The 493-nt window shown below is 72.8% G+C and carries 1 protein-coding gene; it reads right to left on the bottom strand.

The window, feature by feature from the left end; translation table 11 throughout:
• On the bottom strand, positions 1-493 hold a 493-nt coding region (locus tag OEB96_RS00290; protein WP_323137302.1), incomplete at both ends, for a hypothetical protein.

Raw genomic sequence — 493 nt, 5'->3', positions numbered from 1 at the left:
GGACGACACCGCGGGCGCAAAGGTGAACGTCTCCGCTCGATTGCTCGCGCCGACCGTGCACGTGTCGCCCGCACCCTCGCACGCGGGGATCGGCGCCGAGAGGGCCATCGTGGCCGCAGTGCCCCACGGCCCGCCGCTGTCGGCCTCGTGCGCCGTCTCGCGGCCGAGGTCCCAGCGGAACAGACGACCGGCGGGGTCGGCCACGTAGACCTCCTGCGCCTCGGCCCACAGCCGCGACAGGCAGTGGGTGGCCACCGCGGTGTCGACCACGGTGCCATACGCCGGCTCGTAGACGTCGTCGGGGTCGACCGCGGGCAGCTCGGCGTGCTCGAGGATCTGCCCGCTGAGCGCATCCACCCGCAGCAGCGTGCGCCCCTGCTCCGAGCTTCCCCCCGAGGTCGGGTAGCCGGTGCCCATCACGAAGAACGCATCGGGAGCCTGCGTCGAGACCTCCGACGGAATGTGATAGGCCAGCGCCGGACGAGCCCACGTC

The sequence above is a fragment of the Paraliomyxa miuraensis genome, assembly GCF_026337845.1.
Taxonomy (GTDB): domain Bacteria; phylum Myxococcota_A; class Polyangia; order Nannocystales; family Nannocystaceae; genus Paraliomyxa; species Paraliomyxa miuraensis.
This window is presented reverse-complemented; position numbering and strand designations above follow the sequence as displayed.